The 24,240-nt window shown below is 54.3% G+C and carries 18 protein-coding genes and 1 tRNA gene; 7 read left to right on the forward strand and 12 right to left on the reverse strand.

Annotated features, from left to right (window positions below):
• Window positions 1-2: 2 nt before the first annotated feature.
• Genes tmk through ACR0KS_RS02915 form a run of 3 tightly spaced genes read right to left on the reverse strand, consistent with a single transcriptional unit; the run spans window position 3 to window position 2,978 of the window.
• A complete protein-coding gene (gene tmk, locus ACR0KS_RS02905) occupies window positions 3-629 on the reverse strand; it encodes a dTMP kinase (protein ID WP_170410786.1) in 627 nt (208 codons plus the stop codon).
• Window positions 626-1,801 (reverse strand): D-alanyl-D-alanine carboxypeptidase family protein, encoded by a 1,176-nt coding sequence (locus ACR0KS_RS02910; RefSeq protein WP_170483746.1) that lies wholly within the window; start codon window positions 1,799-1,801, stop codon window positions 626-628. Before ACR0KS_RS02910 ends, tmk begins: the two co-directional genes overlap by 4 nt.
• A 16-nt stretch (window positions 1,802-1,817) precedes the next feature.
• Complete coding sequence (locus tag ACR0KS_RS02915; protein WP_170562460.1) at window positions 1,818-2,978, reverse strand: SPOR domain-containing protein; 1,161 nt, start codon at window positions 2,976-2,978, stop codon at window positions 1,818-1,820.
• Between the two features lie 202 nt (window positions 2,979-3,180).
• On the opposite strand from ACR0KS_RS02915, the gene ACR0KS_RS02920 reads away from it, so the two are divergent.
• Window positions 3,181-3,270 (forward strand) — tRNA-Ser (locus ACR0KS_RS02920).
• Window positions 3,271-3,331: 61 nt separating this feature from the next.
• Here the strand turns inward: ACR0KS_RS02920 and ACR0KS_RS02925 are convergent.
• The 5 genes from ACR0KS_RS02925 to ugpB form a co-directional block, all read right to left on the reverse strand.
• On the reverse strand, window positions 3,332-4,279 hold the full coding sequence (locus ACR0KS_RS02925; RefSeq protein WP_170562463.1) for a glycerophosphodiester phosphodiesterase family protein: 948 nt from the start codon (window positions 4,277-4,279) through the stop codon (window positions 3,332-3,334).
• Entirely contained in the window at window positions 4,279-5,334 is a 1,056-nt protein-coding gene (ugpC, locus tag ACR0KS_RS02930; RefSeq protein WP_170562466.1) for a sn-glycerol-3-phosphate ABC transporter ATP-binding protein UgpC, read from the reverse strand. The genes ACR0KS_RS02925 and ugpC overlap by 1 nt, the downstream gene beginning before the upstream one ends.
• 3 nt (window positions 5,335-5,337) lie before the next feature.
• Window positions 5,338-6,174, reverse strand: a complete 837-nt coding sequence (gene ugpE, locus ACR0KS_RS02935; RefSeq protein WP_170563365.1) for a sn-glycerol-3-phosphate ABC transporter permease UgpE — start codon at window positions 6,172-6,174, stop codon at window positions 5,338-5,340.
• A gap of 20 nt (window positions 6,175-6,194) precedes the next feature.
• Entirely contained in the window at window positions 6,195-7,076 is an 882-nt protein-coding gene (gene ugpA / locus ACR0KS_RS02940; RefSeq protein ID WP_155150415.1) for a sn-glycerol-3-phosphate ABC transporter permease UgpA, read from the reverse strand.
• 61 nt (window positions 7,077-7,137) lie between these two features.
• Window positions 7,138-8,448 carry a sn-glycerol-3-phosphate ABC transporter substrate-binding protein UgpB gene (ugpB, locus tag ACR0KS_RS02945; protein WP_170695720.1) on the reverse strand — a complete coding sequence of 437 codons (1,311 nt, stop codon included), beginning with the start codon at window positions 8,446-8,448 and terminating at the stop codon, window positions 7,138-7,140.
• Window positions 8,449-8,627: 179 nt separating this feature from the next.
• On the opposite strand from ugpB, the gene ACR0KS_RS02950 reads away from it, so the two are divergent.
• The 3 genes from ACR0KS_RS02950 (at window position 8,628) to ACR0KS_RS02960 (ending at window position 14,995) form a co-directional block, all read left to right on the forward strand.
• Window positions 8,628-9,536, forward strand: a complete 909-nt coding sequence (locus ACR0KS_RS02950; RefSeq protein WP_170562472.1) for a LysR substrate-binding domain-containing protein — start codon at window positions 8,628-8,630, stop codon at window positions 9,534-9,536.
• Window positions 9,537-9,845: 309 nt separating this feature from the next.
• On the forward strand, window positions 9,846-11,300 hold the full coding sequence (locus ACR0KS_RS02955) for a metal-dependent hydrolase family protein (protein ID WP_480693107.1): 1,455 nt from the start codon (window positions 9,846-9,848) through the stop codon (window positions 11,298-11,300).
• 374 nt (window positions 11,301-11,674) lie between these two features.
• A complete protein-coding gene (locus tag ACR0KS_RS02960) occupies window positions 11,675-14,995 on the forward strand; it encodes an AAA family ATPase (RefSeq protein ID WP_170562474.1) in 3,321 nt (1,106 codons plus the stop codon).
• An 814-nt stretch (window positions 14,996-15,809) separates the two neighbouring features.
• Here ACR0KS_RS02960 and ACR0KS_RS02965 read toward each other — a convergent pair.
• Window positions 15,810-16,592 (reverse strand): lysophospholipid acyltransferase family protein, encoded by a 783-nt coding sequence (locus tag ACR0KS_RS02965; RefSeq protein ID WP_170562477.1) that lies wholly within the window; start codon window positions 16,590-16,592, stop codon window positions 15,810-15,812.
• Window positions 16,593-16,977: 385 nt separating this feature from the next.
• Between ACR0KS_RS02965 and ACR0KS_RS02970 the strand changes: the two genes are divergently transcribed.
• The gene (locus ACR0KS_RS02970) at window positions 16,978-17,430 is read left to right on the forward strand and encodes a hypothetical protein (protein WP_170562479.1); all 453 of its coding nucleotides are present in this window, start codon (window positions 16,978-16,980) and stop codon (window positions 17,428-17,430) included.
• Between the two features lie 178 nt (window positions 17,431-17,608).
• Here the strand turns inward: ACR0KS_RS02970 and ACR0KS_RS02975 are convergent, their stop codons facing one another.
• Entirely contained in the window at window positions 17,609-19,465 is a 1,857-nt protein-coding gene (locus tag ACR0KS_RS02975) for an SLC13 family permease (protein ID WP_170563371.1), read from the reverse strand.
• Window positions 19,466-19,907: 442 nt separating this feature from the next.
• Here ACR0KS_RS02975 and ACR0KS_RS02980 point away from each other — a divergent pair, with 442 nt between their 5' ends.
• Window positions 19,908-20,810, forward strand: coding sequence for a YegS/Rv2252/BmrU family lipid kinase (locus ACR0KS_RS02980; RefSeq protein WP_170562482.1), 903 nt, complete (start codon window positions 19,908-19,910; stop codon window positions 20,808-20,810).
• 71 nt (window positions 20,811-20,881) lie between these two features.
• Here ACR0KS_RS02980 and ACR0KS_RS02985 read toward each other — a convergent pair whose 3' ends face one another.
• Window positions 20,882-21,958: an AI-2E family transporter gene (locus ACR0KS_RS02985; RefSeq protein WP_170562486.1), complete on the reverse strand. Its 1,077-nt coding sequence runs from the start codon at window positions 21,956-21,958 to the stop codon at window positions 20,882-20,884.
• Window positions 21,959-22,327: 369 nt separating this feature from the next.
• On the opposite strand from ACR0KS_RS02985, the gene ACR0KS_RS02990 reads away from it, so the two are divergent.
• A complete protein-coding gene (locus tag ACR0KS_RS02990) occupies window positions 22,328-23,017 on the forward strand; it encodes a DUF6629 family protein (protein WP_480693108.1) in 690 nt (229 codons plus the stop codon).
• A 142-nt stretch (window positions 23,018-23,159) separates the two neighbouring features.
• On the opposite strand, the gene ACR0KS_RS02995 is transcribed toward ACR0KS_RS02990, so the two are convergent.
• Window positions 23,160-24,179: an AbrB family transcriptional regulator gene (locus tag ACR0KS_RS02995; RefSeq protein WP_480693109.1), complete on the reverse strand. Its 1,020-nt coding sequence runs from the start codon at window positions 24,177-24,179 to the stop codon at window positions 23,160-23,162.
• Window positions 24,180-24,240: the final 61 nt, after the last annotated feature.

A 24,240-nucleotide genomic window follows, 5' to 3' on the forward strand; every position in this document is an offset into this window, starting at 1 on the left:
GTTTACCGCAAAGCCTGTTCAACGATTTCTGTCACATCTCGGGCGACACTGTCCATGTCCCTGTTGCCGTCGATCACGCGAAACCGTTGAGAAAACTCATTTGCAAGGGCAAGAAAACCGGCCCTCATTTTTTGTTGAAGGTCCAGGCCGAAGTCTTCAAACCTTTCTTCCGTTCCTTGACGCCCCTTGGCGCGGGACAATCCGGTTTGAGGGTCCATGTCGATCAGAATGGTCAGATCAGGCTCGCGACCAATCATCAGGCGGTGCAACTGGTCCACGAGCCCACGCAAGTCACCGCGTGAAAGCCCTTGATACATGCGGGTGCTGTCGGCAAAGCGATCACATATCACAACTTTACCTGCGGCCAGGGCGGGTTCGATCGTGCGCTCCAAGTGGTCGCGTCGCGCCGCAGTGAATAGCAGAATTTCTGTTTCGGCGGACCACCGGTCGGGGTCGCCCTCAAGCACGAGCCTGCGGATTTCTTCGGCTCCTTCGGACCCGCCAGGTTCGCGGGTCAGGACAACGTCGTGACCCTTGCTGCGCAAATGCTCTGCCAGCTTGTGCGCTTGCGATGACTTGCCTGATCCATCAATACCTTCAAAGGTCAGAAACAATCCGGTACTGGTCACAGTGCGTCCAATGGATTGCCGATCACGTCAGTGAAAACAAGGCTGCCTACAGTCATCATCCGCACCACGAATCCGCCGGTCGCAACATCGTTTGCCGCGACCAGTGGGCGGCGGATTTCCGGTAGACCTTCGGGCTTGATGACCAACTCGGCCAGCTTCTGCCCCTTTTTGATCGAGTTTTCCGATGCGTCGACGGGGCCATCATAAACTATCTCGGCCTCGACATCCTTGTCACCCAGAACAGGTAAAAGGAAAGTCAGATCGCCATCGGGAACCAGCCCAACCGTCTTTTCCGCGCCCATCCAGACCTTGGCTTGGGCTATCGGCGCTTCGGCGTTGGCAATTGTCCTCTCGACAAAATTGCGAAACGACCAGTTAACCACGGCCTCAGCCTCCTCTGCGCGGCGAGCGGTACTGTCGAGCCCGGAAAGCACAAAGATCACACGACGGTCGCCCTGTTCGGCCGAACCAACAAGCCCGTACCCGGCCTCTTGCGTGTGGCCGGTTTTCAATCCATCCGCACCGATACCCAGCTTGAGCAGGGGGTTGCGATTGCGCGAGTTTGAAGGCGCGCGGCCGTCGAATTCAAACTCCTCCTCGGCGAACAGAGGGTAATATTCCGGAAAGTCGGTGATCAGCCGATCCGCAAGAACTGCCAGGTCATGAACCGACATCAAATGCCCTGCTGCGGGCCAGCCGTTGGAATTGGCGAAATTCGAGTTGTCCATGCCCATCTGTTCGGCGCGCTGGGTCATATAGCGTGCAAACCCGGCTTCGGTTCCGTCGGGGCTGAGCGCTTCGGCAATCACCACACAGGCATCGTTGCCGGACAACACAATTATGCCCCGCAACAAATCTTCGACCCGGACGCGGTCCTGCGTGTTCAGGAACATGGTCGAGCCGCCATAGCTCATGGCGTGTTCCGAAACGGGCAGTTCTTCGTCCAGCGTCAGGCGGCCGTCACGTAGCGCTTCGAATGCGACGTATAGCGTCATGAGTTTAGACATCGACGCCGGTGGCAGCGGTTGGTCCGCGTCTTTGGCCAACAGGACGGTGCCTGTTGTCTGATCCATCACATAGGCAGCGCGCGCCGTTGTGTCGAATGCCTGAGCGGGCAGGGCGAACAGCGCCAGCCCGAGGGTCAAGACAGATGATCGCAATGAGGACAGCACTTGGGCCTCCTTTGTTTCAGTTTTTGACCAGGAAGGCGTCCGAGAAGCCCAGGTCTTTTACATCGCTTTGAAGGGCGATGCGTTCACCTCGTGTCGAGGCCGGGCCGACCAGAACCCTCCAGACAGATTTGTCATCGGTTTCAAGTTCGCGAACCTCGGCGGGCAGCCCGTTGCGCCGTATCTTATCAGCGGCACTTTTTGCGTTAGCTTCGACGCCGAATGTGCCGACCTGAACATAGGGTTTCGACAGTGAGCCAGATGACCTTTCCGGTGCCGCCGTGCTGCTGGCAGGGGTCGGTTCAGAGGCTTCAATCGCGGCGGCAGCACCTTGGATCGGATCAAGCGGAGTTTCCGTGATTTCGTCGGCCGGTTTCTTTTGCCACCATTTCCGCTTGGTGGTTTTCTCCTCGGGCGGGGTAACCTCCGGGTCGCTCAAGGTTGCCGTTGGTGCTGCTTCTACGGTTGCTTCGACAGCTTCTACCGTGGCTTCACTTGCCGTCTCGGCCGCGGTTTCCGAAGCTACCGCAGCGGCACCTGCAGCGGCGGCGGTCGTTTCTTTCTTTTGCCACCATTTCCGCTTGGCGGGTTTTTCGGAGCCATCAGAAGCCGTTTCAGCCGCATCAACCTGGGATTTATCATCTTCCTGCGCCGAAGCCTGTTCCGTCGATTCCGAGGCTTCCTCGGGCTCGGGTTCAGGTGGCTCAACCGGTTTGCGGCGCAATGCAACGACCTGAACTTTGGTAGGAGACCCCGCAAGGATGCCCAGTTCCTCAGCAGCATTGGAAGATAGCTGGAGGGCCGGTCCCGGCAGGTTTCGTTCCCGGCGGAACAGCGCACCGGTGACGGTTTTGTTGTTCGCCGTGTTCTTGATGCGCACCCGCTCGGGCTGTGTAACATCAGGGTGGGCCACCCAAACGCCGCCCAGCGAAGGACGACCGTCCCACAAGCCAGCCTCGGTCAGCTCGAAAACTTCGGGCGCTTCGACGTCATCGCGCTTGTTTCCCGTAGCATCCGGGAAAAGTTCGACTACGCCGTCGTTCTGGGCACTGTCAGTCGCGGCCTCGGAAGACACGTTGTCAGGTGACAACGTCTCATCACAGCCAGCCAATGCAGCAGAAATAACGGCCAGAACCGCCAAAGCTCGCGGTTTTGCGCGTGTCTCGGTCGCTCGCTTCATTTTGTCATCCCTTGCCTGAAGGGGCCTCGTTTCCTGAGCCCCGCCGCCGATAGCCGGTTCTGAATTGCCAGCCTGATACGGTCTTTCGAGTGGATCATAGCCTGCCCAATGTGTCATGGAAAGACCGCTGCGCGAGCTTCGGCAAGATTTCCCTATTTGGTCTTGCCACCGGTTTCGGTTGGCCTTAGACCCTCCCTCACGCGGGGAGGTGGCAGAGTGGTCGAATGCGGCGGTCTTGAAAACCGTTGGGCGTGAGAGCGTCCCCAGGGTTCGAATCCCTGTCTCCCCGCCACCCCACCTAATTTATCGTGAGACGGTCTTGTCAGACTTGCTTTGCTTTAGCGACGCAGAATTCACTGGTTGTCGACATGCCACCCCATGCCTAAATCCGACAGATGCCTTTGAACCCGCCCAGGGTAATCAGATACGATTGCATCCACGCGCAGGTCGATCATCCTGCTTATTTCTTCGTGCTCATTGACCGTCCAAACGGCGACACATAAGCCCAGCTCTTTTGCTAGGGCCACATTTTCTGCTGTCACATCCGCATAATATGGGCACCAAAGCGAACCACCGGCTTGCTTGACCAAAAGTGGGATTTCGTCGCGGCGACCTCGAAAGTCTGGGCAAACTGCCTTTGAGGAATCCTCGCCCACATCGTCCTCATTTTCCGGAAGCTGCGTAAGGTAAGAAGACGGCATATCCGGAGCCTGTCGCTGGCACTCTTCTAGTAGGTTCCAGTCAAAACTGTGCAAAACCGCGCGCGTAGATAGACCTTTGGCGCGAACCTCCTGAAGAACGCGCTTAACAAAATTCTCTCGATAAAGCGCATCGTGAGCCAGGTCAGGATCCGACTTCAGTTCGAGCATCAGATAGGCATCGCCGTATTTTTGTTCGGCTACCAAATCGAGCAGGTCTATCAGCCTTGGGACACGCACGCCGTCCAGTTGCGCCTGATCCGGGAAGCGTTGGCCATAGGCAGAATGCCCGTCTAACCGTCCAATATCGAATTGCTGGATCTGCTCGAAAGTCAGAGATGAGACTTTCGGCTCTTCTCCGGACAGAAACAGGCCATTGGTGTCGCGAAAGCTAGATGCGTGCAGACGATGATTGTGGGTTATGACCGGAACGTCATCAGCCGTCAGAACGACATCAAATTCAAGAAGCGGTACGCCGATGGACAGCGAGAAGTCAAAGCCAATCATGCTGTTTTCAGGCAAAACGCCTCTTGCGCCTCGATGTCCCACAACACGGATCAGGTTGTTACCACCACGAAATGCTTCGACCTGCGGGAACCCCATTAGCTTTCCAACCTTTCCCCGGTTGATTGGTCAAACAGATGCATGTGCTCGGAGGCGACCGAAAACCGCATATTCGGATGCCGACCCTCGATCGGATGGACGCCCGGAAGGCTTATCGTGATCGCTCCGCCGACTCTCGCGAGTTGACCGTGTAACAGAGTGTTGGCCCCTAACGGTTCTGCCATTTGGATCGCCGCTTCTAGCGGACCACTGTCATCCAACAACAGGTGCTCTGGGCGGATGCCCAGCTTCAACGCGCAATCGGGACCCGCAGATGGGCCAACTTCAATTTCACCGATCTTGACTGTCCCGTTTTCGCGCCGGGCATCAAACACATTCATCGCGGGGCTCCCAATGAACTGTGCCGCGAACAGAGTTCTCGGTGTTTCGTACACCTCTAGCGGTGTTCCGATCTGTTCGGCGATACCGCCGTTCATGACGATCATTCTGTCTGCCATCGTCATCGCTTCGACCTGATCGTGGGTCACGTAAAGCGAGGTGATGCCCAGCTTTTCCTGAAGCTCACGAATTTCCAGACGCATCTGAACACGCAATTTAGCGTCCAAGTTCGACAGCGGTTCATCAAACAGAAATACTGCTGGTTCGCGGACAATAGCCCGACCCATCGCAACCCTCTGACGTTGGCCGCCGGAAAGTTGTCTTGGTTTGCGATCCAGTAAGGGTTCCAGTTGCAACAGTTTGGCGGCTTCAGTCACCTTCTGGTCGATCTGGTTCTTGGGCAGACCGGCGATCTTCAGGCCGTACCCCATATTCTGGCGCACAGACATATGTGGATAGAGTGCATAGTTCTGGAACACCATTGCGATGTCCCGATCCATCGGCTCTTTGTCGTTGGCTCGTTCCTCTCCAATTCGGATTTCGCCATCAGTCACGGTTTCGAGCCCCGCAACCATCCGCAACAGCGTGGACTTGCCGCAGCCCGAGGGGCCAACGATCACGATGAACTCACCATCCGCAATATCGATATTGATGCCGTGGATGACGTCCGTCGGGCCAAAGCTCTTTTTGACGTTCTCTAGGGTTACTGTTGCCATTTCTTACTTCTCGCTATCGACAAGGCCGCGGACAAAGAGCTTTTGCATCGACACCACCACGATGACCGGAGGGATCATCGCCAGAATAGATGTGGCCATGATGACCGGCCATTCGGCCACATCATCGCCGGACGGGAACATCTGTTTGATGCCCATTACAATGGTGTTCATTTCAGGATCGGTGGTGATGAGCAGCGGCCACAGGTATTGGTTCCAGCCATAGATAAACAGGATCACGAACAGCGCCGCGATATTGGTCCTGCTCATGGGCACAACGATATCAATGAAGAACCGCATCGGGCGGGCCCCGTCGACTCGAGCTGCTTCGGCCAGTTCATCTGGGATTGTCAGAAAGAACTGCCGGAACAGGAACGTCGCCGTTGCCGAGGCGATAAGAGGGAAGATCAACCCATAGTAGCTGTTGAGCATGCCGAACCCGGCGACAACTTCAAAGGTGGGAACAATGCGGACTTCGACAGGGAGCATAAGGGTCAGGAAGATCAGCCAAAAAAACGTCGTGCGCCCGGGAAATCGGAAATAGACAATCGCAAAGGCTGACAATAGCGAGATCACGATCTTGCCCACCGCAACACCGATGGCCATCACGAGGCTGTTGAACAACATCGTGGCGACAGGGACATTCACGCCGGAAAACAGCGCGGCTTTGTAGTTTTCCCAGAACTGGTCACCCGGCACCAACGGCATAGGCGGTGACACGATTTCCGGCTGGCTAACGGTCGAGGCCACAAATGCCAGCCAGATCGGAAAGAAGATGATCACAACGCCAAGGATCATTAGCGCATGGGTCAACCAGATCCCCATCCCGCGTTTTTCGACCATTCCGTGTTGTTGGGCGGCCATCAGTAGTGCACCCTTTTTTCCACATATTTGAACTGGATGACGGTCAGCAAGCCTACCACGATCAGCAGAATGACTGACTGCGCCGAGGATGAACCAAGATCCTGCCCGACGAACCCGTCTGAGAAGACTTTGTAGACCAAAATTGTCGTCGCCTGTTGTGGGCCTCCGCCTGTGATGGTGTGGATAACGCCAAAGGTTTCAAAGAAGGCGTAGACGACATTCACCACCAGCAGGAAGAACGCTGTCGGCGACAACAGCGGTAGAACGATTGTGAAGAACCGACGCCAGAAGCGCGCGCCGTCGATTGCGGCAGCTTCGATCACCGACCGTGGAACAGACTGCAACGCCGCAAAAAAGAACAGGAAGTTATAGCTGATGCGTCCCCAAGCCGATGCTACAACCACCAGCCCCATGGCCTCGGTTCCGTTAAGGACATGGTTCCAGTCATAGCCGAGTTGGCCGAGGTACCAAGACACGACGCCAACGCGCGTGTTGAACATGAACAGCCACAATACACCAGCCACGGCGGGGGCGACGGCGTAGGGCCAAATCAACAATGTCCGGTAGACGCCCGATCCTTTGATCAAGCGGTCCGCGATGACCGCCAGAAACAACGCCGGTATCATCGAGCACAATGTGACAAGCGTTGAAAACACCGCTGTTGTCACAAAAGAGGCGCGGTAGAACTTGTCACTCAGCAGGAACTCAAAATTGCCGAGCCCGACGAATTGGGACGACAACCCAAAGGGATCAGGTATGAAAAGAGATTGCCAAACGGCCTGGCCTGCGGGGTAAAAGAAGAAAACGGCGGAAATGATGACCTGAGGGGCAATCAGCGCCAATGGCAAAAGCCAGCCGCGGAAGGTGACGCGTTTTTCCATCCTGATATTCCACCGAAAAAAGAAAATGCGGGCCCTTAACAGGCCCGCATCAAATTAAGACTTATTGATTGGCGGATTCGAACCGGCGCAGCAGCGCGTCACCGCGTTCTTTTGCGCTGTCCATCGCTTCCTGAGCCGTCTTTTCGCCGGACCAGACGGCTTCAAGCTCTTCGTCGATGATGCCGCGAATCTGGTCGAACGATCCAAGACGCAGACCTTTCGAGTTTGCGGTTGGTTCCTTCGCAGTCATCTGGATCACCGCGATGTCGGTGCCGGGGTTTTCGTCATAGAAACCTGCAGCACGAGTAGCTTCACCAGCTTCGGACGTGATTGGAAGATAACCGGTGTTCTGGTGCCAAGCAGCCTGAACGTCCGACGACGAAAGGAAGCTCAGGAATTCGCCAACGCCTTTGTATTCCTCGGGATCATGGCCTTCCATTACCCAAAGCGATGCGCCGCCGATAATGGTGTTCTGCGGCTCACTGGTGACGGCCTCCCAATAGGGTAGCGGGCGCACGTCGAACTTGAACTCAGCTTCAGAGCTGATACCGGCATAACCAGCCGAGCTTTCGGTGAACAACGCGCATTCACCCGCCCGGAAATTTGCGCCGCCTTCGTTTCTGCGCCCGGTGTAGATGAACTTGCCATCCTTGGCCCAGTCACCCATTGCTGTCAGGTGTGCGACCTGCGCCGGACCGTTCAGCATCAGCTCGGTATCCAGACCGGCAAAACCGTTGTCCTGCGATGCGAACGGAACGTCGTGATAGGCCGAAAGGTTCTCGAGGTGAATCCAGCTTTGCCATGCGGTAACCAGCGGGCAGTCCTCGCCGCCAGCCTTCAGCTGCTCAAGCACGTCGCCAACCTTTTCCCAGGTCGATAGATCTGTGTCCGGATCAACACCCGCCGCTTCGAAGGCATCACGATTGACCCACAGAACCGGTGTGGACGAGTTGAAAGGCAGTGAGAGCATTTCTCCGTCCGTTGTAGTATAGTACCCTTTGACAGCGCCAATATACGCGTCAGGATCGAACGACGCACCGCTTTCAGCCATCACTTCATAGACGGGTTTGATCGCACCTTCGGCCGACATCATCGTTGCCGTGCCTACCTCAAAAACCATCAGGATGTGAGGCTGCTCACTGGCGCGGAAAGCCGCAATACCTGCGTTCAGAGTTTCCGAGTAATTGCCTTTGTGGCTTTCGACCACGACGAACTCATCCTGGCTGGCGTTGAACTCTTCAACCTGCGCTTTAACAAGCTCACCCAGTCGGCCGGTGAAGGCGTGCCAGAACTGAACTTCAGTTTGGGCCAGCGCCGCCACGGGGGACAACGCAGTGGTTACGGCAAGAGCGCCGAGAAAATGCTTATTCATGATTCCTCCCATGCATCAGTGTTGATGCTTCGTTGAATGCCGACTGCAACGCGTAATCAGCACACATGACGATTTCACGACGTTAACGTTACAATTTTATAATTCAAGCATTTAATTTTTGAGAAAAACATAACATTACATTATAAACTGGCTAAGAAACAACGAACCAGGTTCAAAGCATGAGTCAAACTTTGAGGATCCGCCAATTGGAAGCGCTCATGGCGGTTTCCACAAATGGGTCGGTCACCGCTGCAGCTACGGATCTTGGGATAAGCCAGCCTGCGGTCAGCCGACTGCTTTCTGATCTGGAAAAATCGCTTGGCTTTCAACTTTTTGATCGCCGTGAAGGTCGCTTAGTGCCTTCGCAGGAGGTGCGTTATCTGCAGCCCAGCGTAGAGCGCGTTTTGGAGTTGATGAAACAGATCTCGGATGTCAGTCAGGACATAACCCAACGCAAGGCGGGGCACATCCGCATCGCATGTTTGCCCGGGTTCGCTACCAGTCACCTTCCCAACGTCATCGCCACGTTTTTAGAAGATCGGCCAGGTGTAACAATGACGATCGAACCTGACAGACCGGAACGTATTCTCGAGTGGATGATCGGTGAGCAATATGATTTCGGAATCACAGATAACTTTAACGGGCACCCGGCCGTCGAAAGCAGGGACATCGATGTCCGTACAGTTTGCGTGTTTCCTACTGGACATGAATTGGAAAAACTCTCCGAGGTGACACCCACGGATCTTGCAAACGCCAAGATTATTCACACACGGCGCGACAGCGATTTTTTTGGACAGCTTTCAAAAGCGTTTCAAAACGCCAACGTCAAATTGAATTCCCACATCGAAGTCAGGCAGTTCACGGCGGCTTGTGAATTGGCTGTAAAAGGTGTCGGGATTTCCGTGGTCAGCGAGTTGGACGCCGTACAATATGCAGACAACGGATTGAGCTACCGACCGTTCAAACCGCTTTTGTCACATACGCTTTCCCTTGTGCGTCCGATTTTGAAGCAACCGTCACTAGTGACGCTTGAGTTCATCGAGCAGTTCCAAGAGAGCCTAGCCCCGTTCAAGGCGGTAAACTCCTGAGCATGGATGATTTAGCTCCTAGCCCTGGGATACTCTAGTGCCCGCTTTGCCCGCACGGCGCATATGGACAATGCAATCGGTCGTTGCCTGCTTTCACCGGAGAGCGGACGTTCAGACCTATGGTCGCGAACGACTGATGAAAACCCAAAGCAATCAGTAGAACCCACCGACTATCCACGAGATTTTGCCTTCTGAAGCGTACGTCAAGTGATTGCTCTCTCGCGCGGGCAGGCGTTTGACGCAGCAATCATTTGTTGTTTGATTTTACGGGCGAATGATACGCTTTGTTATGACGGGAGGAAAACTACCATGATTGTTTTTAAATCGGGCTTTCTAGCAGTGTTTTCAGCCAGTGTCTCAATCATGGCATTTGAGGTCGCGGCGCAGTCAGACATTTCCAGTGCATACGCGCCCGGTGAATTACCAGCGATGATTTTCGACGCAGAGCGGCCTGAGAAAACGCTGATTACAAACGTCAATATCTTCGATGGCGTTAACGATGGCTTGAAGGCAGGAAGCGTGCTTGTCGAAGGTAGCCTGATCAGCGAGATTTCAGAGGGAACCATCGATGCGCCGGACGCTGTTGTCATCGATGGCGGTGGCCGCACCCTCATGCCGGGTATGATAGATGGCCATGCTCATGTCATGATCAACGATGACTTTGGACCAGTAGAGCGCGACCTCGACATTACTGACATCAGCTACAACGCGGTCATCGTTTCTGAACGGTTTGTCCGAGATGGGTTCACGACCGTGAGGGACATGGGCGGTCCTGCGTTTGGCTTGGCCAGAGCAATCAATCTAGGTCGGGTGGTCGGCCCGCGCTTGTATCCATCTGGCGCTTTCATCTCGCAGACTTCTGGCCACGGTGATTTCCGTGACCGAGCTGACGCAGGGTTTTCGATAAACGATGCTGGCGACCTGTCGAATTTTGAACGCATGGGTATTGGTAATGTCGTAGACGGAGTGCCTGAGGCGCTGAAGGCCACGCGCTTGAACCTGCGTAACGGTGCCACACAGATCAAGATCATGGGCGGCGGTGGAGGTTCATCGCGCTTTGACCCAATCGACACGACGCAATTTACCGAAGATGAAATCTGCGCAATTACCGGCGCGGCGGCGGATTGGGGAACATACGTCGCGGCACATACTTTCACCGACCGCGCGGTTAACCGACTTCTGGATTGCGGCGTCAAAACCTTTGAGCACGGGTTCTTTATTTCCGAAGAGACCATGCAGCGTATAGCGGAGGAAGGCGGGTATATGGTTCCACAAATGTGGGGTATATCGCCCGACCTTGCACGCAACCCTCTTATGCCGGCAGACAAAATCCCGTTGGTGGAAGAACTCGGCAAACAGTACGCTGATTTTGGGCGCAACCTTCTTAAGAACGGCGTCAAAGTCGTCTTTGCCTCTGACTACGTCGGCAAGTTCGCCGATGCAGAACGAGCACGCCGCTATGAAATCTGGTGGCGAACACAGACATTCGACAGCAATTTTGAAGTGTTGAAACAGTTGACTTCGACCGCCGGGGAAATGATCGCCATGTCAGGCCCAAGGAACCCATATCAGGCTGGCAAGCTCGGTGTGATCGAGGCCGGAGCCTACGCTGATCTTATTCTGGTGGATGGAAATCCGCTGGAGGACATAGCCGTAATTGGCGGTACTGATCAGTGGTTCGACGCACCAGAGGAATGGGAACCAATCGACACGATTGACTTCGTCATGCTCAATGGGGCGGTGTATGTGAACGAACTGGAGTAGAGCGCCAACCGACTGGCCTGCTATCACTTCGATTGCATCTGGCAGCTTTGTTCGCACACTGGTCATTCGCGAAATTCGGCCGACGTCCGCACCGAGTCCAGAGCAGGCACACAGCTATCCACTGGATGCGGAACCGCACTATATATTTACGATACGATACCATCACGTTGTACCAACCCGATGCCGAAGTACCCGTTCCATCCAGAGCGACGAAGTCCTTGACCAAATTCGATACGGTGATCTTCAATGCGAAAAAAGAGTTCAAGTGCGCTGAAATTGCGACTCGGTAAACTGCAACGACCAACTGGAGAAAGGGATGCATGCTGGTGCATCGCAGGCGATAGTTCTGCAGCCGCTGCACGCGAAAGGATCAAATGTCTGATATCTCGCGCTGGCTAGAGAAACATGGCTTGTCCAAGTATGCCGGGTCATTTGCAGAGCACGAAATCGAACTAGGTGATCTGACCGAATTAACGGACAAAGATCTCACTACAATCGGGCTTCCCCTAGGTCCGAGGCGCCGTTTCATGAAAGCTGTTCGAGCCGAAGCAAAGGGAGAGACTTACCCGCACAACACTGCGTTAGGTCCCGCGATCGTCGCTGAGCGTCGGCAGCTTACCGTAATGTTCATCGATTTGGTTGGATCAACGGAAATATCCCAGCGTGTCGATCCGGAAGATTTGGCGGAAGTACTCCGACTGTTCAAAGAAACCTGCGCCGCGTCGGTTGCCGCTTTTGATGGCCACATCGCAAGTTACTATGGCGATGGGATAATGGTCTTTTTCGGGTTTCCTCATGCGCACGAAGATGATCCAGAGCGAGCCATCCGCGCAGGTCTTCGCATTATCGAGGAAATTCCAGCCATCCGCACTCATGCGAAACTGAATGTCCGAATTGGGATCGCAACTGGGTTGGTTGTTGTCGGTGACTTACGTGGTGAAAAAATGTTCGAGGACGGAACGGCGATGGGTGAGACTCCGAACCTGGCCGCACGTCTGCAAGCAATGGCTGAGCCCGGGACATTGATCGTCGCACCCAATACTCATCATTTGGCGGGTGATGCTTTTGAATACGTTCTGCGCGGCGCATTCAAGCTCAAGGGTTTTGCCAGAGAGGTCGAGGCGTGGCAGGTGACACGAGCACGGGTTACGGTCAGCCGCTTCATGGCAGTGCATGACGAGGTGCTGAACCCTTTGATCGGACGCGCTGCAGAATTTGAAACCCTCAATGAAAAGTGGAAGTTGGCAAGTGGCGGTCAAGGGCAAGTTGTACTGGTGTCCGGCGAACCAGGAATTGGCAAGTCCAGATTGGTCGAAGAATTAACGCAGAGCATTCCGAGGATGTCGCGCACTCAAACACGATATCAGTGTTCTCCGTACCATTACGCGAGTGCGTTTTATCCGGCCATTCGTCAAATTGAGAATGCTGCGGGCCTTCGTTCAGACGACAAAAACGAAGTAAAACTCAGAAAGATATCCTCTGTTCTTAGGGATCAGTCAGACCATACTCTAAAGCTGGCCGCGTCTCTTCTTTCGGTTCCATTTGAAGACCAGTTGGGTGAACTGAATCTGACGCCACAGCAACTCATGAATCAGACATTAGAAATGCTGCTAAGCAATCTGACTTCTCAGGCTGAGGAAAAGCCAGTGTTGCTTTTGTTTGAAGACGCGCATTGGATTGATCCGACAACCAAATTGTTGCTTGACCGAATTGTGGACCGGATTCGTGACCTTCCAGTGTTGGTCGTGATGACGTTCAGACCTGAATTCGACCCAGGTTGGGCATTGCAATCCAACCTTTGTAAAGTGGTCTTGAAGCAATTGGATTTTCACCAGATCAAAAACATTGTGGACGAAGTTGCAAAAGGTCATTCGATTTCTGACGAAATGTACAACGTCGTCGCTGCAAGATCCGATGGCGTCCCGCTATACGTCGAAGAAGTGACAAAAGATCTACTGGAATTAGGGGTTTTAAAAAAAGGAAGGGACGCATACTCGAAGGGTGGGGCGTCTCCGGCCAGCTCGGTTCCAAGCACGTTGCATGATGCACTTATGGCGCGGCTTGACCGACTGAGTTCCGTCAAGGAGGTCGCCCAGATTGGGGCGGTTATCGGACCTCAGTTTTCTTTTCCGTTGATCGCCAAAGTGGCTCGTATCAGCGACAAGCCGTTACGCGCGGGATTGGAACTTTTGGTCGACGCAGGCATCGTCACAGTTTCTGAAGAAGAAAATCTGGAAACTTTCAGCTATCGCCACGCCCTAATTCGCGACACAGCTTACAACAGCCTCTTGAAGAGCGAGCGCAGGGTCTTGCACGCTCGTGTTGCGCAAGCCTTAAGTGGTAAATCAACCCATATTGGCGATGCCAGTCCGGAAATACTTGCGCACCACTACACGATGGCGGGTATGAGCAAGGAGGCAATCGACTATCGCTATCTCGCCGGCCAACGCGCGGTCCAACGTTCTGCCAATATCGAGGCGAACACACAACTGTCCTTGGCGATCGAGCAGTTGAGCCAACTGTCTCATGGTGTTGAGCGGGATCGGAAAGAAATTGAGGTTCAGGTTCTCAGGGCAGGTGTTCTACGATCGACTGCAGGAATAGCCGCCGATGAAACAGGGACCGTTTACGCAAGAATACGCGACTTGTGTGAACGGGTGGACGAAACAGAACATCTGTTCCCTGTTTTGAATGGCTTGTACTCCTTTCACTTGGTGCGGGCTGAGTATGATTTGGCAAGAAGCGTTGCAGCGCAGTTGCTGAATTTGGCAGATACAACGGGCGAAACACACCATCAGATGGTAGGGCATCGAGCCATGGGTGCAGTGCTGTTTCATATTGGAGAACTAAACCCTGCATACGAGCATTTGAGTAAAGCGCTAGAGCTTTACAGTCCGAAGCGCGACGGGCACCTTGCCTACATATACGGTTCGGACCACGCAGCGATCACGTCCTGCTTTTTGAGTATGGCTGTATGGATGCGCGGTGAGCCAGACAAAGCACTTGAAGTCCAGAAACGAGCGGTTGCTGCGGCGCAAAAGTTGGAGCATGCACATAGCATAGCGCAGTCGCTAACCTATCTGTGTATGCTCTATCTTCTGCGCCGTGAACCTGGACAAGTTGTTGAAGTCGCAAATCAGTTGGAGGAGCTGTCCTCAAAACACTCGTTCACCTTCATGTCGCTGACAGCAAAGCTCTGGCGAAGCTGGGTGGATGCCTACCTTTCCCCTGAGCCGGAAAACATCCACGCATTACGAGAGGCATCGGAAGCGTGGTGGGCCAGCGGAGCTGGGAATTATAAGCCTTTCTTTTTGACGCTGATTGCGGAACTCACGTTGAAAACGGGTGACCGGGAAGCCGCCTTACAGTGCTTGGCCGAGGCACGAAGATATCAAAGCCTCACAAACGAAGGGTGGGCGCAAGCTGAGACCGACCGGGTTTATGCTCTTGAAATTTCTGAAAGTCGGTTCGCCGAAGTAGAGTTTTGTGAGGCTTTGAACACGGCAAAACGACAGCAAGCAAAGATGTACGAACTTCGGATTGTTGTAGACTACATTAAGAGCTGCCAAAAATTTAGACAGACCCCCGCTCCCAACTTTGGCTTAAGTGCTGTCTTAGAAACTATCATAGGAGGAGAGCTAACAGCCGATGTGAACAACGCCCAAAATCTGCTTGATCAGACAGCTTTAGACTAACTCTCAAAAATTCAGAGCGGCGCAGTTGGGTAGATTGGAACCCATACTCGGAACTTAACTTGGTGTTCGTCTATTTGAGCGTTCGACAGAAACTGTATCCAGGAATATCCGACCCGCGTTTCTTCATAGGTCGCTCTCTAGCGAACAGTACTCAATTCCGCTCAATTTCTGCGCTGCCCGAAAAGTGGACATTCATGCCCAGCGCAGCGAATGACAGGTTTGTCCGCAAAGTAGACCTTCAAGCAAGTTGCAGCGAACGACCGGTTTGAGCCCCAAATTCTCAAAGGCTGCACTACGGACCAATGTCTGTTTCCCGGTATGAGGTAGGCAGAGGCCATTCTGTGGCCTCTGTCTCGTTGGTTCTGGGCGCGAGCACTCGAGACGGCAACGCGCATCGCCGGATGCGTGGCGCTTGGCAATGTGGCTTGGCGAGGGGATGCCTTCGAAGAGGCCGAGGTTGACCTTGCCTCGCTTCAGTACGCCGTAAGGCTCGTAGTATTTAGCATCAAGCGCTTCGCTCCCGCAGTCGAGATGTTCTCGGCCGAGAGCGAAACCGCCAAACTGAACAAGCGCATCCTGCGAGCGGTCGAGCGCTTCGCCGACAAAGATGGATAGACAACTTTGATTTCCGATCACCCTCAGTGATAGCAGTGACCGCAATAGACCGAGAAGCGGTCTCTAGTTGCGAAGACCTGAACGGCGGCTTTGTCCGCACAGCGGTCATTGATGCCTAACGCACCGCTAGACTGCTTTGACCCCAGAGCGGACCTTCGTCTTGCTGTTGGAAACGCGGGACCAACGAAGGACCACATACCTACTTATACAACCCGGCGTCGAAGACGGCCATCATGGCGCTTCGCAGGCGATCCACGTCTTCGTCCACCGAAGCGGAATGATCGCATTTGAATGACGGCAATACCTCGACCCGGATCGTTCCGCTTTTGGGTAAGTGTTTGTCGCGCGGCATAAGAGCGTCGGATGCGTGAATTACAATGGGCCGTATTGTACGACCGGTGGCGCGCGCGACTATTACAGCTCCTGCCTTGAACGTGCCGAGGCTTTCGGAGCTTGTGCGCGTACCCTCTGGGAAAAGCACAACAGAGCGGCGTGCGGGCATGGCGCGGACGGCAGCAGTGAGTGTTTCGAGCGCCACTGAACCGCTTCTCCGGTCAATCTCCACCAGCCCTGCGCCTTTGAACCCGTGGCGCAGGAGAACCGCGTCGCAAAGTTCCTTTTTGGCGGCGAAGGTGATCCACTTGGCGTCGGGCACCATGTCCATCAGAGCGAAACCATCCAGATGGCTGCGGTGGTTGATCACGATGATGCTGTTGGTGTCGGCGGCCAGCGCGGCCCTGTCGGCTTGTGTTATTTCTGTTCGGATGCTGAGTAGCCACAGAAGCCGCGAACAGGCACGTTTGACTAGCGGCCAGTACCAGCCGCGAAAACCTCGCCGTTTACTGCAAAGCAGGGGCACAAAGGCGATGTACAGGAAGTAGACAGGACCCAGCAGGAACAAGGCGACGCGTTTTATGACCTGCAGGGGGGCCGGGTCAGTGGCCGCAAGCGCGACCGTTTCCTTTGGAGGCTGGAGTGACATAGGTTCCCGTTGATTGTGCTGACTGCCGGGAGAGGTTCACGAGGTTTCTCCGTTTGGCATTTGTTGCCTGCCCCCTGGGCGCAAGGTCCGACAAGCACCCTGCACCTTGCCTCTATGAGGCAATGGCCGGGGCACATCAACAGAAAGTCTGACATTGGCGATTGGCAACAATGGCTGGTTTTAGCCCAAAGCGGTCACTCTTTGCGGGTCAGTGGGGCGCGGCAGATACGCGCCGGTGTCACTTACTAAGCTGCGTCCGATAATAAACGCAGGATTTGCGGCCTCAGACGTGTCTATCCGATTTGACGGACAGAGGCAGACTCGCTTGTTCGGTGTTGTGGCGGTAGCTACAGTGAAAGGACGGAACGCAAAAGGGAATGTTCGGATGTCTTTACAGACAGGTTACCTGCTAATCGCCGATATTACTGGTTATACAGGATACCTAACCCGGTCAGAGTTGGAACACGCCAACCCAATCATCCGCTCTTTGCTTGAGGCGATTGTTGGTGAACTGAAAGACCCAATGAAGTTGCGGGGTCTAGAAGGTGACGCCGGTATCCGTAGCTATGCTCTGTTCTCGGAAGATGCATTTCAGGCAATGGGTATCAACTCTGAACTAATGCAGTACAGCGCTCAGTTTGGGCACTTTGGTGACGTACCCATGTGGGGCTATGACCTTGCTGCTGCTTGGCAACGATACCGTGAGATCGTCGGACCCGTCCGCGTTACTGACGAGGATGCCGTGTTCACAACTCGGCACGTACTGAAGGCCCCGCCGGTTGTGGCCTGGGACCCCCTTTGTGAGGCATCCGTTTGCTTTGATATCCCATCGCGTTGAGTCATCAGCCGTTCGGCAAATCGGGATCGGGTTGCTGTTAGTACTTTCAAAAACCGGCCATGAGTGAGCGAGGTTTTTCTTAGCAAACATTACCGAAAGACTGCTCGGAGCCAAAAATTCAGCGTGGTCAGTTTTCGATTTAGTGCCGAGAGATTGATGTCTGTTTCGCACTGGCTGTTCAGAAAATCACATTAAGCATTAGCAAGGAAACCAACAAAAACAGAACGGTCATGATGCCGCCAGAGCGCACGAAGTCCAATACTTTGTAACCCGCCGGCCCCATAATCAGTGCGTTTACCTGATGGGTCGGAATGATGAAGCTGTTCGAGGTCGAGATTGCAACTGTTAGCGCAAAGGCGGCCGGGTTTCCGCCGGCGGCCACGGCAATTGAAACGGCAAGGGGCACAAGCAGGACTGTGGCCCCGACATTTGACATAACCAGAGAAAACGCGGTGGCCAGTATTGCGACGCCGGCTTGAAGCGCCCAAATTGGCCAGCCATTCAAAATGATCATGATTTGCTGAGCAATCCAAGCCGCAGTGCCAGTATTTTGCACCGCTTGTCCCAGCGGTATGAGGCATGCCAGCAGAAAAACCGTGTTCCATCCGACCGCCCTGTACGCCTCATCGACACTGAGTACACGCGTGAGCATCATTCCAGCGGCACCTGTCAGAAGGCAAAGGGATAAGCGAACGTCGGTGAACAGTATTAGCGACAGCGAAATTGCGAAAAAGGCCAAAGCCCAACCGACCTTCTGAGGCCGCAGCTCATCTTGCGGAAAATCTGTTGTCACGACCACAAAATCTGGATCCCTTTTGATCCGCATTAGGTTGTCCCACCTTGTGTGCGCAACAAGCATGTCGCCAGCGTGAAATTCTTCGAGCCCGATCTGAGTGGACTCGTGCGTATCGGTCTCGACGTGGCTGAGCGTTTCTTCTCCTCGATGAATGGCAAGCAATGACATGCCATATGTCTTTCGGAACAAAAGCTCGCGGGGGCATTTCCCGATCAGCTTGCTGTCAGGCGTCACAACGACTTCGGCTATTCCGGCATTGGTAGGTGCAAACTCTTCTACGAAGATATCCAGTTCAGGAAGAACAGTCAGACCGAATTTCTCTGCAAACTGTCCGACGACCGTGCGGTTACCTATGATCGCAAGCCTGCACGGAGCGGCGATCTCGGCGGTCAGAACCTGAACCATAGAAGTCTTACCGCGATAAAATGTGGATATTATGTAGAGATGATTTTCATGGTTGATGTCAGCCAATATTTGCCCGACCAACGGGCTTTTTTCTGGCACGATCACTTCAAAAACATCCGCCTGCAACCCGTAAACCCGTTGCAGGTATTCCTGCGTACCTTGCCCTGTGCCGGTGTTGTCAGACCCTGTATCGCCGGGCAGGACCCAGCGTCCAAACAGTAGAAAGTACCCGATCCCGGTCAGGATCAAGGCCGCACCGATTGGCGCTACGGAAAATAGGCCAAAGGGTTGGATTTTCTGATCTTCAGGCAGCCCCTCGTTCGCAGTCTGAACCAGGTCGTTCAGCAAAATCAGCGGAGACGAACCGACCATAGTCATCGTGCCGCCAAGAATGGCACAAAACCCCATGGGCATCAGCAGGCGCGACAGCGGAATTCCGGACCTCGAGGAAATGCGGCTGACGACCGGCAGAAACAACGCGGCAGCCCCGACATTCTGCATGAATGACGATATTACCCCAACCGTTCCAGAAACAATCGGCAGCACCCGACTTTCGGCTGAGCCACCATATTTTAGAATGACCGCAGCAACCTTGTTCATGATACCAGTTTTGTCCAAGCCGGCACCGACGATCATGACCGCGATGATAGAAATCACGGCGTTCGACGCAAACCCATCAAACAGATGCGTAACATCCGCCAGGTTCTCAAGCCCCGGTGCGTAGCTGAGTAGCCCGACGAGGACTAGAACCAGTATGGCGGAGAGGTCAATTCTGACAATTTCTGATACGAACAAGAAGACGGTGAAGGCCAGCAAAACGCAAACCACTGCCATCTCAAACGTAAAGGTAATTTGTTCCAAGGAACCCACCGAGACTTGGATATTTTGTATAAAGGCAATACCTAAACTATCGCGCCCACACTGTCATGATATTTCAATTTTCAGCGGGGCTGTGAAATAAAATTCTAAGACGTGACAACAGAATGTCGCTACATAGTGATTGCCGGGAAACACGTTCCTTTGTCGCCTGTGTTGCGCGCCACTTGATGTTCACCACTTAAACGAGACTTTGTCGTATCAATCGGGTGTGTTTTCGCTGATCAAAACGACCCGCTTGTCCCAACCTTTGACGTCTACATTCCATGAGCGAGGCGTTGACGTCAGCCACGAAGCCATCCGGTTCTGGTGGCATCGGATGGGCCCGAGAGATCGCGCTGCCTCAGCGCTGGTGTGCCAAAGCAGTTGCCCACAAGCGTTGGTTCATTATGCTGATGAAATGGCGAAACGTACGTTGCTTGTGCTCAACAGGAAGTCCGCTGCAAGGCCAGACTTGCGGTCAGCGGTGCGTCCGCTTGAAAAGGAACTGGGTATCAAGGTCGTCATACCTTGGTCGGGTAAGGACCTGCGGCGATCTGTTCGCGAAGCCGTCGGCGATGGAGTGACCCGCATAATTGCCGGAGGAGGTGACGGCACATTGAACGCTGTCGCGGATGCTGTTTTGCGACTTAAAAAAAGCGCAGGTGTTTCATTGGGGCTGGTTCCGCTGGGAACCGCGAATGACTTTGCGCGATCTTTCGGTGATGACGGAACGGATTTGGCCACGTCTGTCCGCGTTGCTGCGACGGGAAACCCCAAGCCGATAGACATTGGATTTATCAACGGCAAGCCTTTCGTAAACGTTGCCAGTGGTGGATTTGGCGCAATGATTACCGCGACGACGCCCAAGGAGATGAAGAAAAGGCTGGGCGGGCTGGCCTATACTCTGTTCGGGCTTGCCCGGTTGTCCGATGCGAAATCGGTACCGGCGCACATCACAATTGATGGCGGAGACCCCTACGAAGTTTCAATTTCCGCGATCGCTATTGCCAACAGCCGGTATGCAGGGGGCGGGTTCGACGTAGCGCCAGCGGCCGAAGTGTCTGATGGTTTGCTTGATCTGAGTGTTCTGTCTGCCGAACGACTGATGCCGGAAAAAGTACCGTTTGGCCGGTTGCCCGACATATCGGACCCAATCGAAGGCATTGTTCAGCGGTCCCGTCTGAGGGCCATGGTGCTGGAAACCACACAGCCATTCCATATGAATCTGGACGGCGAACCTATGGTCGATCAACGATTTGAAGTTTCGATCAAGCCGCAAGCGCTGGGATTTGTTTTCCCAGAAGAATCCGAGAGCTCGTGATCTCTGCAGTTTACCCCAGTAGCCTTGGCGCGTGATGCTGAAAGGGTTTCGGCCATGTCAGCGGCTGCGGTTCAATCGTTAATTTTCCCGTCACCCGACATCAGTATCGCGATTGGCTGTGTCGAGGGGATGTTCGACAGAACAATCATTATGCATACGGTGATCGGTACGCTCATCAATGCTCCGGCGATGCCCCAAACCGCCGTCCAAAACGTCAGTGCCAAAATCACCATAAGCGGAGACAAATTCAGGCTCTTGCCCAGAAGGGTGGGTTCCAGAATGTTCCCGATCGAGAACTGAACGGCACCGCACCCGATCAAAACAACCAGGAAAGGGAGTATCTCCTCAAACTGGACCAGTGCGACCAAGGACGGAAGTGCTACGCCGATAATGGACCCAACTGTTGGGATGAAATTCAGCAGAAACGCGAGAACCGCCCAGGTTTCCGAGAAATCCAGCCCAACGGATGCCATGACGGCGAAACTACCCAATCCAGTCATTGCGCTAACCAGCGTTTTAATTCCCACGTAACGCTGAATACTGCTGGAGGTCTTTTCCAGAACCCTCCGTACTTTTTCCGCCCCTTCGGCGTCTTGGATCGCCAGCTTGATCTTGGTCCGCATGGGGACGCGCTCGACCAGCATGAAGGGGACGTAGAGAAGCACGAGGAAAAAGGCGCTTAGGAACGCTCCGGCGGAGCCGATAACACCGCTCGCGAAGCCCGCTAGATTTATCTGCTCCAACGCTTTCATCGCGGTCTCATAGTTGTCTTGCCCAACCAGCGAAACAACTTGAGCCAGCAGACTGGACAAGCGTTGTTCATAGCGAGGGAAGGCTTCGGAGACTTGCCCAGCCTGGCTTGAAAGAATCGACAGAATGACCGACAGCCCGATTAGGATGACGGAAATTGCGGAAAGATGCGCCAACCATTTCGGCACGGCTTTGCCAAATATCCGTATTTTGTGAATTCGATCGGACGTTGCCGTCAGCAGCACAAACAAGAGTGCGGCAAAGGAAAGCGGAACCAATACCGAAGCCGCAAGCACTAACGACGCGACAGACAAGAAAAGAAGCGCAACCAGATGATACCAGAATGTGAGGCCCATCAGGTAGGAAGCGGGTTTGTCGCTCTGCGTTGACTGTTTCATGAAAGGGTTCCGTCCGTAAACTTACAGGATTTGCCGACAATGAACTAACTATTGGGCATTAGGTCGCCTCAGCCTGATTTTGGCAAGTGTCACGAAGTAATTGGTACCGGAGGCCGATGTGCTGACCTCAGCCGCACAGCGCACGGGTTTTCCATCGCCTGACAGGACTGGGGCCGTATCTTTGGTGATCGACATCTATGAAACCGATACCGCAACACGGGCGCGTCATTTCTGTCGCCATCAATTTGATTGGAATCTAAACTGGGCCAAGTGCCTTTGCCTTGCGCTATCTTGTGAAGTTTCCGAACAGGACGAGCGGCTTGTGGTCCGGGTAGAGTGATTACTGCAAAAGGAGGAGGGGTATTCGCAATGTGCTTTTCATCCGAAGCCAGCTTCGTCGCGGGCGCGGCCCTTGTTGCCTGTAGCGGCCTGACCATTCGGCTGGCTGTGCGGAAAGGGGTGCGTTATCTTCCCCTGGCCTGCCTTCCGCTTTTTTTCGGCCTGCAACAAATATCCGAGGGCTTCTTGTGGGTGTCTATCAACACTCCTGATACAAGCCCATCTGTCGCCGCCGCGTTGATATTTCTATTTTTCGCGTATTGGTTTTGGCCGTTTTGGGTGCCTCTTTCGGCTGCGCTTATCGAGTCGAGCTTGCGGCGCAGACGTTTTTTTCAAGTCATTTGCGGGCTAGGCTTCGGTCTAGGAATGTTTCTGTACTTGCCCGTGCTTTGGGCGCCAGACACACTGGATATCGAACTTTCCAAGCACTCAATTCAGTACAACAACGTTCATATGTTCCCCACCGAGACGACCAAGATCATAGCGCGCCTGCTTTATGCGCTTGTGATCTGTATTCCGCTTGTTGGATCAGGCGACAAAGGGTTGCGGGGGTTTGGCTATCTGATCGTTGCTTCCGTCGCCGCAGGATTCCTCTTTGCATCCTATGCCTTCACATCAATCTGGTGTTTTTTCGCCGCCATTCTGTCGGCGTATATTCTCTGGGTTTTGCGCTACGGCAAACCCGAAGCGGATCAATGGGCGGGCACAGCGAAGGGCTGAAATTCGTAGTCGTTGGTGGGTGTGCTGCTTTGCACTGGCTGTCTGAAAGACCGATTGTTTTCTAGTCCGGCCGAGTGGCCGGGCACGGGTTTGCCCTGCAAGCCGTGGGCATTTCCGATCAGCCGCGCATTGGTGGACGCAATCAATTCTTGGGTCTGGACCAGCGCAGAACAATATTGGCTGCAATCGGTGCGCCGATGATGACCAGAACGATCCGCGTCAGATGGTGGGTGATGACAAAGCCCAGATCAGCGCCGGACACGATTGCCAGAACCGTCATTTCGGCTTGGCCTCCGGGTGCAAAGGCAAGGAACGCTTCGACGGGTTGACCCAGCCCAAGTGTGGTGACAACGGCCGTGAACCCCGCCGCAAGAATGGCGAGTACAACGACGTAAGCCACGCCTGCCGCAACAACCCGGCGAAGCTCGCGCAAGGTCACGCCGACGAACTTCACACCGATCCCGCACCCGATGAAGAACTGAGCAAGCAACACCGCTTCGCGCGGCGGGCGCGTGTGGATGAAATCCCCTAATGACAAAGCAGCCGTTAGGATCATCGGCCCAAGTATAGATGCGCCGAACAGCCCTATTTTTTCGCCACCCTTCCAGCCGACGAATGCGGCCAGAACCATGAGCAGCAATTCACGAACCGGCAACTCACTTGCGGGTTGCCCGATTGGGTTGGTCAGTTCTGCGTTATAGAAAACCGTCAGGAACAATGGGGCCAGGGTGACGATAATCAGAACGCGCGTTCCATGGATCAGCGACAAGGTGCGCGGGTCGGCTCCGGCTTCGGTCCCGAATATGATCATGTCCTGCAATCCGCCGGGCATTGCTGCGTAGAACGCAGTCTTTGTGTCAAAACCCCATACCTTGCGAAAGAACGGCACTCCGACCAAGGCAATCAGAAGGATGAAGACCGGGATCAGCATGATGGAGGCTGCCATCTTTGGAAGCTCGGTGAACAGGCTTGGCGTGATCGACGCGCCAACTGCGACGCCCAGGATGGTTCTAGCCGCGACAGAGATTTCCCCGAAACCTTCCATCGGGGCATGAGCCAGAGCAGCGATGAGGCAGGCGCTCATGGGGCCGAACAAAAACGGCAGTGGCAGATCCAGAGCCGAGAACAGGACTGTGCCGATTACGGCCAGGCCAAATGTCATAGCCCTTTTCATCAACAGCGTGGGTGGGGACTTTGGGGTCGACAATTTGCGGGTTCCGTCA

The sequence above is a fragment of the Ruegeria sp. BC7 genome, from assembly GCF_056539165.1.

Bases quoted from the DNA above. Each gene is read 5' to 3' on its own strand.
- ACR0KS_RS02915 (WP_170562460.1), bottom strand. From the start codon at position 2,978: ATGAAGCGAGCGACCGAGACACGCGCAAAACCGCGAGCTTTGGCGGTT.
- ACR0KS_RS02925 (WP_170562463.1), bottom strand. From the start codon at position 4,279: ATGGGGTTCCCGCAGGTCGAAGCATTTCGTGGTGGTAACAACCTGATC.
- ugpC (WP_170562466.1), bottom strand. From the start codon at position 5,334: ATGGCAACAGTAACCCTAGAGAACGTCAAAAAGAGCTTTGGCCCGACG.
- ugpE (WP_170563365.1), bottom strand. From the start codon at position 6,174: ATGGTCGAAAAACGCGGGATGGGGATCTGGTTGACCCATGCGCTAATG.
- ugpA (WP_155150415.1), bottom strand. From the start codon at position 7,076: ATGGAAAAACGCGTCACCTTCCGCGGCTGGCTTTTGCCATTGGCGCTG.
- ugpB (WP_170695720.1), bottom strand. From the start codon at position 8,448: ATGAATAAGCATTTTCTCGGCGCTCTTGCCGTAACCACTGCGTTGTCC.
- ACR0KS_RS02950 (WP_170562472.1), top strand. From the start codon at position 8,628: ATGAGTCAAACTTTGAGGATCCGCCAATTGGAAGCGCTCATGGCGGTT.
- ACR0KS_RS02955 (WP_480693107.1), top strand. From the start codon at position 9,846: ATGATTGTTTTTAAATCGGGCTTTCTAGCAGTGTTTTCAGCCAGTGTC.
- ACR0KS_RS02960 (WP_170562474.1), top strand. From the start codon at position 11,675: ATGTCTGATATCTCGCGCTGGCTAGAGAAACATGGCTTGTCCAAGTAT.
- ACR0KS_RS02965 (WP_170562477.1), bottom strand. From the start codon at position 16,592: ATGTCACTCCAGCCTCCAAAGGAAACGGTCGCGCTTGCGGCCACTGAC.
- ACR0KS_RS02970 (WP_170562479.1), top strand. From the start codon at position 16,978: ATGTCTTTACAGACAGGTTACCTGCTAATCGCCGATATTACTGGTTAT.
- ACR0KS_RS02975 (WP_170563371.1), bottom strand. From the start codon at position 19,465: ATGGCAGTGGTTTGCGTTTTGCTGGCCTTCACCGTCTTCTTGTTCGTA.
- ACR0KS_RS02980 (WP_170562482.1), top strand. From the start codon at position 19,908: ATGGCGAAACGTACGTTGCTTGTGCTCAACAGGAAGTCCGCTGCAAGG.
- ACR0KS_RS02985 (WP_170562486.1), bottom strand. From the start codon at position 21,958: ATGAAACAGTCAACGCAGAGCGACAAACCCGCTTCCTACCTGATGGGC.
- ACR0KS_RS02990 (WP_480693108.1), top strand. From the start codon at position 22,328: ATGTGCTTTTCATCCGAAGCCAGCTTCGTCGCGGGCGCGGCCCTTGTT.
- ACR0KS_RS02995 (WP_480693109.1), bottom strand. From the start codon at position 24,179: ATGACATTTGGCCTGGCCGTAATCGGCACAGTCCTGTTCTCGGCTCTG.